At 61.8% G+C, this 9,387-nt stretch carries 9 protein-coding genes; 5 read left to right on the top strand and 4 right to left on the bottom strand.

The features are described 5' to 3' along the window. The coding region (locus V7M64_RS09160; RefSeq protein WP_333678749.1) for a VOC family protein at positions 1-806 on the bottom strand (806 nt) is incomplete at its 3' end. A 101-nt stretch (positions 807-907) separates the two neighbouring features. Here V7M64_RS09160 and V7M64_RS09155 point away from each other — a divergent pair. Then, on the top strand, positions 908-1,399 hold the full coding sequence (locus V7M64_RS09155) for a MarR family transcriptional regulator (RefSeq protein WP_333678739.1): 492 nt from the start codon (positions 908-910) through the stop codon (positions 1,397-1,399). A gap of 28 nt (positions 1,400-1,427) precedes the next feature. Here V7M64_RS09155 and V7M64_RS09150 read toward each other — a convergent pair whose 3' ends face one another. Further along, positions 1,428-2,936 (bottom strand): oligopeptide:H+ symporter, encoded by a 1,509-nt coding sequence (locus tag V7M64_RS09150; RefSeq protein WP_333678737.1) that lies wholly within the window; start codon positions 2,934-2,936, stop codon positions 1,428-1,430. 256 nt (positions 2,937-3,192) lie between these two features. Further along, the gene (locus V7M64_RS09145; RefSeq protein ID WP_333678735.1) at positions 3,193-4,041 is read right to left on the bottom strand and encodes a tryptophan 2,3-dioxygenase family protein; all 849 of its coding nucleotides are present in this window, start codon (positions 4,039-4,041) and stop codon (positions 3,193-3,195) included. A gap of 270 nt (positions 4,042-4,311) precedes the next feature. Here V7M64_RS09145 and pdhA point away from each other — a divergent pair, with 270 nt between their 5' ends. From pdhA to V7M64_RS09130, 3 genes are all read left to right on the top strand, one after another. After that, complete coding sequence (gene pdhA, locus V7M64_RS09140) at positions 4,312-5,397, top strand: pyruvate dehydrogenase (acetyl-transferring) E1 component subunit alpha (RefSeq protein WP_333678733.1); 1,086 nt, start codon at positions 4,312-4,314, stop codon at positions 5,395-5,397. 3 nt (positions 5,398-5,400) lie between these two features. Beyond that, on the top strand, positions 5,401-6,381 hold the full coding sequence (locus V7M64_RS09135) for an alpha-ketoacid dehydrogenase subunit beta (RefSeq protein ID WP_333678731.1): 981 nt from the start codon (positions 5,401-5,403) through the stop codon (positions 6,379-6,381). A gap of 76 nt (positions 6,382-6,457) precedes the next feature. After that, on the top strand, positions 6,458-7,831 hold the full coding sequence (locus V7M64_RS09130) for a dihydrolipoamide acetyltransferase family protein (RefSeq protein WP_333678729.1): 1,374 nt from the start codon (positions 6,458-6,460) through the stop codon (positions 7,829-7,831). 58 nt (positions 7,832-7,889) lie between these two features. Here V7M64_RS09130 and V7M64_RS09125 read toward each other — a convergent pair whose 3' ends face one another. Next, positions 7,890-8,810, bottom strand: a complete 921-nt coding sequence (locus tag V7M64_RS09125) for an alpha/beta fold hydrolase (RefSeq protein ID WP_333678728.1) — start codon at positions 8,808-8,810, stop codon at positions 7,890-7,892. Between the two features lie 83 nt (positions 8,811-8,893). Between V7M64_RS09125 and V7M64_RS09120 the strand changes: the two genes are divergently transcribed. Then, the gene (locus tag V7M64_RS09120) at positions 8,894-9,370 is read left to right on the top strand and encodes a helix-turn-helix domain-containing protein (protein ID WP_333678747.1); all 477 of its coding nucleotides are present in this window, start codon (positions 8,894-8,896) and stop codon (positions 9,368-9,370) included. Positions 9,371-9,387: the final 17 nt, after the last annotated feature.

Genomic DNA, 9,387 nt, shown 5'->3' with positions numbered 1-9,387 from the left:
TCGTAGATGTTGTCGGTGAAGCAGGCGATGTGCTGGATGCCTTCGCCGTGGTACGCATCGAGGTATTCGTTGATCTGGCTCTTCGGGTCGCTCGATTCATTGAGCGGAATGCGCACGATGCCGTCCGGCGCCGTCATCGCTTTCGACACCAGGCCGGTCTTCGCGCCCTTGATGTCGAAGTAGCGGATCTCGCGGAAGTTGAACAGGCGCTCGTAGTAATCGGACCACTGCTGCATGTTGCCGAAGTACAGGTTGTGCGTGAGGTGGTCGATGAAGGTGAGGCCGAAACCCGCCGGGTGTTGATCGACGCCGGGAATGGCTTCGTAGTCACCGTCATAGATGCTGCCGACGTCGCCGTAACGATCCACCAAGTACAGCATGCAATCACCGATGCCCTTGACCACCGGCGCGTTCACCGCCTTGGTATCGGCCTTGTCGGCCGGTGCCTCGCCGCCATTGGCCAGCACCGCCTTCAGCACGTCGCTGGCAGGCTTCTTGAATCGGATCGCAAAGCCGCAAGCGCAGGGGCCATGCTTGGCAGCGAAATCGGCGGCGAAGGAATCGGGGTCTTCGTTGACCAGGAAATTCACGTCGCCCTGGCGATAGATGGTGATTGGGCGGCGCTTGTGCTTGAGCACCGCCGTAAAACCCATGTTCTGGAATAACCTATGCAAATCGCCACCGCGGCCTGCCGGGGCGGCGAATTCAACGAACTCGAATCCGTTGATGCCCATGGGGTTCTCGAAGGTGGTGACGTGCATGCCGAGATTGGGTTGGGCGTTCATGGCGCTCTCCTGGTTAGCGATGCGCGACGACGGCGATATCAGCGTTCCGCTCCATGCCATCATCGGATTCAGACGTCCCTTATAGTTACAACTGAAACTAATTGCAAGGAACACCGCCGCAAATGTCCCATCCGCGCAAGCCCGCCCCTGCTGGAGCCGAACACGCCCCCCTAGAACTGGAGCGCTTCCTGCCCTACCAACTGTCGATCCTGTCGAACACGGTGAGCCAAGGGATCGCGAACGACTACCAGCGCCGCTACGACCTCAGCATGACCGAGTGGCGCGTGATGGCAGTGCTGGCCCGGTTCCACGGCCTCTCGGCGCGCGAAGTGGCCGAGCGTACGGCGATGGACAAGGTGGCGGTCAGCCGTGCGCTGGCCGGCCTGGTCGAAACTGGCCGCGTACACCGCGAAACTCACGGCAACGACAAGCGCCGGTCGGTGCTGAGCCTGACCGAGGCGGGTTGGCATATTCACGACGATGTGGCGCCGATGGCCCGCGCGCATGAGCGCGAGCTGCTGGCCAGGCTGGATGAAAACGAACGTCAGTGGCTGGCGCGCATCCTGGACAAGCTGCTGGAAGACGCGCCGGGCATGAAGCCCGGCGAGCGCTGAAACGCTTCAGCGCTCGCCATGCATGCCGTTACTTCACGCCGTGCATCAAGCGATTCACCAGCGGCGAGATCAGCAGCAACAGCACGCCTGATCCGGCCAGCACGTAGAAGCAGAACGTGAACCCGCTCAGTGCGGACGCCGCCGTCATCCCCGTGGCGCCGCTGATATGCGAGGCGAGCATGCCGGAAAGGTTGCCGCCCAGCGCGGTCGACAGGAACCAGCCACCCAGGCCAAGCCCCACCAGCCGCGGCGGCGCCAGCTTGGTCACCATCGACAGGCCGATCGGCGACAGGCACAGCTCGCCCACCGACTGGAACAGATAGCACATCGCCAGCGGCCAGAACGGAATCAGGCCGCGGCTGTCGAGCAGGTGCGACAGGGCATAGATCAGGCTGATGAAGCCGACGCCCTCGAAGATCAATCCCAGGCCGAACTTGCGCGGAATGGACGGCTCCTTATGCCGCTTGGCCAACCAGCCCCATGCCAGCGCGGTCACCGGTGCCAATGCCACCACCCACAGCGGCGTCATGGCCTGGAACCAGCCCACCGGGAACATCCAGCCGCCGAACATCTGCCGATCCACCAGGTTTTCAGCGAGGAAATTGAAGGTGGTGCCGAACAGGTAATAGAACACCCAGAACAGCACGTTGAAGGCGAAGATGATCAACATGGCGATCACGCGATGAAGCTGCACGCGATCGTGGCGCAGCGCCTCGGCGATCAGCACGATCACCATGCCGACGAACAGCACGCCCATCACCCATTGCAGGCCCACGGCGCCGAGCTTGGCCAGCAACAGATACGTCACCGGCACGGCGATCGCCACGCCAACCACAACTTGCAGGACGCGCATGCGGCTTTCCCTACCCGCTGGCGGGCGCCCCACGCCACGCAAGCCACGCCGCCCGAACCAGAACCACAGCAGGCTCAAAAGCATGCCCACGCCGGCCGCCGCGAACACGATGCGGAAGTTCTGCTGTAACGGGGTCTTGGTGAAATAGCTGGCCATCCAGCCGGTAATCAACGGCGCAAGGAAAGCGCCGCAGTTGATGCCCATGTAGAACAGCGTAAAACCGCGATCACGCCGCTCATCGCCTTGCGCGTAAAGCTGCCCCACCATCGAAGAGATGTTCGGCTTGAACAAGGCATCGCCCACGATCACCATCGCCAACCCGAACAGCAAGGCATCGCGGCTGGGAATCATCAGCACGAACAAGCCCGCCGACATGACCACCGCACCGAGCAGGATCGAGCGCTGGTAGCCGATGATCTTGTCCGCGACATAGCCCCCGAACACGCCGAAGGCAAACGCCAGCGCCACGTACGCGCCAAAGATGCTGCTGGCCCAGCCCTGCCCGGTCGGATCGCCGTTATAGAACTGCGCCACCGCATACAGCGCCAACACCCAGCTGAGGCTGTAGTACGCGAAGCGCTCCCAGAACTCCGTCATGAACAGCATCCACAACGGGCGCGGGTGGCCGAACAGTTGTGGAAAGTCGGGCGCGGACTGGACGCCGGCGTCGGAGTGCTGGTTCACGCGGTTACCCCTTTGGTTTCAGATTTACGAAGATGTAACCAGCGCAACGCATTCCGTCAAATGCAACGCAGCAACCTGAGTCATTCGTCATGTGGACGAAGACGGTCATCTATTCCAAATACTTTGCACAAAGCGCTCAACTCGGCATGTTCTTGCGCATATCGCCGACGTGCTGGCGCGCTGCACCGGCTGGGACGAAATGCCAGCTTCGTTGCTTGCTGCCCATGCTGGGATTGCCTCCAGCCTACGCAAGCGGTCAGCTTCCCAATACGGTACGTACATCCAGCAACTCGGGAAAGAACTCCAGCTCCAGCGCTTTCTTCAAAAAGGCCACGCCAGAGGAACCTCCCGTTCCGCGCCGGTGTCCGATGATCCGCTCCACCGTTTTCATATGCCGAAAACGCCAGAGCTGGAAGCTCTCCTCTATGTCCACCAACTGCTCGCACATGTGATATTCCGGCCAGAACGCCGCACGCTGCTCATAAATGCGCTTGAACACCGGCAACAGACCTTCATGGCGCTGATACGGCTCAGTCCAGTCGCGCTCAACTCGCGCCGCCGGTACGGCATGGCCGCGGCGCGCGAGATAGCGCAGGAATTCGTCGTACAAACCTGGCGTTTCCAACGCTTTACGCAAGCGCGCCTGCGCTGCTGGGTCATATTCGAACACTTTGAGCATCTGTGCATTCTTGTTGCCCAAGGTGAACTCGATGATGCGGTACTGCAACGATTGAAAGCCGGACGACGAACCCAGCGCATCGCGAAATTCCAGGTACTCCGCTGGCGTCAGCGTCTCCAGCACCGCCCACTGTTCAAACAGCTGCCGCTGCACGTGCTTGACGCGCGCGAGAATCTTCAGGCACTCATTCACGTCATCGATACGCAGGTGCGCGATCGCCGAGGTCAATTCATGGATGACCAGCTTCATCCACAGCTCGGCCACCTGGTGCATCACGATGAACAGCATTTCGTCGTGATGCGGCGGCTGCGTGAGCGGCTGTTGCGCGCTAAGCAATTGATCCAGCCGCAGATAGCCGCCATAAGTGGTCCGGCCGCTCAAGTCGAGTTCGATGCCTGCCTCGAGGTCCCGCTGGTTTTCCGTCATGGCGCCCGCAAACCTGCAAAAAAATGGAATGTTAACCACTCTGGCGAACCCCCACGTACGGACTCGCATGCTGCAGTGTACCTTGCGACGCAGCAAGGCAGCCTGCTATCAATTGGCGTTTGTCTGGGTTCGAAAGGTCGCTCTGACTACACACACAGCGTGGTGACGCCCACGTAAAATAAGTCAAAGCATCCTCAGCGCGTCCGGCCCCACTGGATGGGCCGCGCCTCCCCCCGCACCGTTTTTCCCTACCCCATCCGGGAGCGAGTCGTGTCCATCGCCGCCAAGTTTGAAATCGAATACCTGCAATATCTCGATGCCGAAGGCAAGCAGGTCAGGAATGACCTGCCCGAATTCACCAAAGACCTCGACCACATGGTCGAACTGTACAAACTGATGATGTCCACCCGCGTGTTCGACGCCAAGTCGGTGGCCTTGCAACGTACCGGCAAGCTGGGCACGTATGCAAGCTGCCTGGGTCATGAAGCGTCGCACGTGGGCATCGGCAGCGCCATGAAGCCCGAAGACGTGCTCGCCGTGAGCTATCGCGAATACGGTGCACAGCTCTATCGCGGCGTACAGCCGCGCGAGGTGTACATGTACTGGGGCGGCGACGAACGCGGCAACGACTACCAGAACGAGCCCGCACGTCACGATTTCGCCTGGTCGGTGCCGATCGCCACGCAATGCCTGCATGCGGCAGGCACGGCGCTCGCCTTCAAGATCCGCAACGAAAAACGCGTAGCTGTGTGCACGATCGGCGACGGTGGTTCGTCGAAGGGCGACTTCTACGGCGCCATCAACATTGCCGGCGCGCAAAACCTGCCGCTGGTGGCGGTGATCGTCAACAACCAGTGGGCCATCTCCGTGCCGCGCAAGATCCAGTCCGGTGCGCCGACCTTGGCACAGAAAGGCATCGCCGCCGGTCTCTACTGCATCCAGGTGGACGGCAACGACATCATCGCCGTGCGCAAGGCGATGGAAGACGCCCTGGAGCGTGCGCGCAACGGTGAGGGCGGCAGCGTGCTGGAGCTGGTCACCTATCGCCTGAGCGATCACACCACCGCCGATGACGCCCGCCGCTATCGTGGCGAGCAGGAAGTGAAGGACGCCTGGGCGAAGGAGCCGATGAAGCGCCTGCGCAACTGGCTGGTCGCCAAGAAAGTGTGGGACGACAAGAAGGAAGAGGCCTGGAAGGCCGAGTGCGACGAGTGGATGGACAACGAGGTCAACGCCTACCTGCAGACCAAGACCCAGCCCGTCACGGCGATGTTCGACTACACCTTCGCCGAGGTTCCCGCAGACCTCGCCAAACAGCGGGATCTCGCACTTTCGCTCGACAAGAAGGCGCACTAAGCCATGGCACAGATCACTCTTATCGAAGCCGTCACCCAGGCTCTTGCTTACGAAATGGCCCACGACGACAGCGTCGTCGTGCTGGGCGAAGATGTTGGCGTCAACGGCGGCGTGTTTCGCGCCACCCAGGGGTTGCAGGAGAAATTCGGTCCCCTGCGCGTGCTCGACACGCCGCTGGACGAAACCACCATCGCCGGTGTCACCGTAGGTTTGGCCACAGCAGGCATGAAGCCGATCGCCGAAGCGCAGTTCGAGGGCTTCATCTATCCGATGATGGAGCAGATCGCCTGCCACGCCGCACGCATGCGCAACCGCACGCGCGGTCGCCTCACCGTGCCGGCCGTTTGGCGTGCACCGTGGGGCGGCGGTATCCGTGCGCCGGAACATCACTCCGAAGCGAACGAGCATCTGTTCACCAATATCCCCGGCCTGCGTGTGGTAATGCCTTCATCGCCCGCACGTGCCTACGGCTTGCTGCTGGCTGCAATCCGCGATCCCGATCCGGTGATGTTCTTCGAGCCGAAGCGCATCTATCGCCAGTACAAGGAAGAAGTACCGGATGACGGCGAAGCACTGCCGCTCGATGTGTGCTTCGTGCTGCGCGATGGCACCGACGTCACCATCGTGACCTGGGGCGCGCAAGTAAAGGAAGCACTGGAAGCGGCCGATGCGCTGGCCGAGGAAGGCATCAGCGCCGAAGTGATCGACGTGGCCACGCTTACGCCATTGGACTTCGACACCATCGCCGAGTCGGTGCAGAAAACCGGCCGCTGCGTGATCCTGCACGAAGCGCCCAAGACGGCTGGCTTCGGTGCGGAAATCGCCGCGCGCATTGCCGAGGAATGCATCTACGACCTGCTGGCGCCGGTGGAGCGCGTGACTGGCTGGGATACGCACATTCCGCTGTTCCGCCTGGAGATGAAATATCTGCCCAGCGTGGAGCGCGTGGTGGACGCCGCCAAGCGCGCGCTCGCCGCATCCTGACCGCATAGCGAACCGTCATTCCGCTTGCCGCGGAATGACGGCCCAAAGAACATCAAGACTGATTACGGAACCAAACATGGCCGACATCAAGACGTTCTACCTGCCGGACCTCGGCGAAGGCCTGCCCGACGCAACCATCGTCGAGTGGCACGTGAAGGAAGGCGACACCATCAAGCTCGATGCCCCATTGGTGTCGATGGAAACCGCCAAGGCCGTCGTCGACGTGCCGTCCCCCTACACTGGCAAGGTCGCCAAGCTGCACGGCGCTACCGGCGACGTGATCGATACCGGCGCCGCGCTGGCCGATTTCGAACCCGATCCCAACGCCAAGCAACGCGCGGAAGCCGAATCCACCGGCCACCATCACGGCCCCAAGAAAGCCGCCGTTGCCGAAGCGAAGAAAGTCACCGCCTCCGATGAAGGCGGCGAAATCGAAGCCAACAACGACAAGGCCGATCGCGAAGACGAAGGCACCGTGGTCGGCGCCATGGTCAGCGGCAGCCACGTGCACGTCGAGCAGGCGTCCAGCGTGGGCGGCGTGAAAGCCGTGCCGGCCGTGCGTGCGCTGGCGAAGAAGCTCAAGGTCGACATCACGCGCGTGCGCGGCACCGGCGCCGATGGCGTCGTGACCATGCAGGACGTGAAGAACGCCGCGGCCAACGGTTCCGCCGCGCTTGGCGCAGCGGCGCGTGACGTACCGGCCTCCGCCGGCCGCCATCTCGCCCCCGAACTGCCGCAGCCGGAACCGGCCCGTACGGCCGTATCGCTGGCCGGCAAGCCGGTGCGCACCGCGCCGCCGAGCGTGCAGGCCAGTGGCCAGCCGGAACAGCTCAAGGGCGTCCGCCGCAACATGGCGCGCGTGATGGCCGAAGCGCACGCCAACGTGGTACCCACCACGCTGGTCGATGATGCCGACCTGCACGCCTGGATCGGCAAGCAGGACATCACCGCGCGCCTGATCCGCGCCATCGTCGCCGCCTGCAAGGCCGTGCCGGCGCTCAACGCCTGGTTCGACGGCAAGAACCTTACCCGCACCTTGCATCCGCACGTGGACATCGGCATCGCCGTGGATACGGAAGATGGCCTGTTCGTGCCGGCATTGCGCAATGCCGACGTGCTGGACGGCGCAGGCATCCGCGCCGGCATCAAGCGCCTCCGCACGCAGGTGGAGGAGCGCACGATCCCCTCCTCGGAACTCAGCGGCTATACCATCAGCCTGTCCAACTTCGGCATGTTCGCCGGCCGCTACGCCACGCCCGTGGTAGTGCCGCCGTGCGTGTCGATCGTCGGCGCCGGCAAGCTCAGCCACGATGTGGTGGCAGTGATGGGCGGCATCGAAGTGCATCGCCGCATGCCGATCAGCCTCACGTTCGATCACCGCGCGGCAACAGGCGGCGAAGCGGCACGCTTCCTGAAGGCGCTGCTGGACGACCTGTCGCTGCCGAACTGACTTGCTGAGCCCTTCAGGAAAAGCGCCCTTCATGGGCGCTTTTCCTTTTTCACCGCCCTCAACGCTGCTTCAAAAACGCGACGACATGAGCAGCGATCGCTTCGGGCGCATCTTCGAGGCAGTAATGCCCCACTCCTTCCAGCTTGCGCACGGAAGCCTGTGGAAACACTTCGCTGAAGAGCGGCAGGAAATGTTCCGCATGCAGCGTTCGATCGGCCATGCCCCAGATCGCAAGCGCAGGCTTGGCTTTTATCGCCTGGCTGGCTGCTGCGTTGGGCTCTTCAAAACGGTGCGCATCGATGGCGAAGCCTTTGGCCCAGCCTATCGCACCGGCACATTGGTCGCGCTGATCGAAACGCGCGCCATAGGCCTGCAACCAGGTATCGCTGATCAAGGCATGGGTCTCGAATCCGTTGAGCTTCAACGTGCTCAGGATGTTGAAACCGAGCTCGCCCAGCACGGCTTCCAGGCGCCCTTCTGATTCGGCTTTCAAGATCCATTGGAACCATGGCGAAACGTGCGCGTTCGCAGTCAGCCGCTCGACAAGGCTCGCTTGTCCATATGGCGTCGGCCCATTGGTGGAAATGATGCGACGTATGCGTTCCGGATGCCGCGCAACGAGTCCCATGCCGACCGGCCCGCCGAAATCGTGCATGACCAAGGTGATATCCCGCAGATCCAACGCCAGCACAAAGCACTCGAGATTATCGATGTGGTCCTGTAGCCAATAGGTGCGTTCCTGCGGCGTGTCGCTCTTGCCAAAGCCCATGTGATCGGGAACGACGACGCGATAAGTGTCGCGCAATGCGGAGATCAGATGCCGGAACAGATAGCCCCAGGTGGGCTCGCCATGCAGGCACAGGATGACCTCGCCATGCCTTGGACCTTCATCGACATAGTGCATGGGGAAACCCGCTGCATGGGTGAAATGGGGCGCATACGGAAAGCTGCCATTGAAGCTTTCATCGGGCTGGATCACGCTTGTCTCCTATGGTTTCAAATTAAAACCTCTTGCCTTTGTAGCAACTATGGTTTTATCTTGCAACCTATACGGAGACCCGAATTCCGATGGTCAAACGCGTTTCCCATCAAGACTCGCTCTGCGGCGTCGCCCGCCCCATGGATGCCATCGGCGATGGCTGGTCGCTACTGATCGTGCGTGACGCGTTCGGTGGATCGCGCAGATTTGGCGAGTTTCAAAAAAGCCTGGGGCTGGCGAAGAACATCCTGGCAGCGCGTCTTCGCCATCTCGTAACACACGGCATCATGGAAACTGTCCTGTCTTCCGACGGTGGCGCGTACCAGGAATATGTGTTGACGGAAAAAGGCCGCGGGTTGTTTCCGTTACTCGTCGCGCTCAGGCAATGGGGCGAGGAGTTCTTTTTTGAACCAGGCGAGGTTCACGTACACCTGGTCGATCGAAAAACCGGACGCCCTGTGCCAAAACTCGAACCTCGCGCCCAGGATGGACGCGTACTAAGGCCCGCAGACACCGCCGTGCGTGTCCCACCACGATCGCAGAACCAAAAGTTGCGCTGACAACTATCGCAGCCAAC

It is taken from the genome of Dyella sp. (genome assembly GCF_036746095.1).
Lineage (GTDB): Bacteria > Pseudomonadota > Gammaproteobacteria > Xanthomonadales > Rhodanobacteraceae > Dyella_B.
This window is presented reverse-complemented; position numbering and strand designations above follow the sequence as displayed.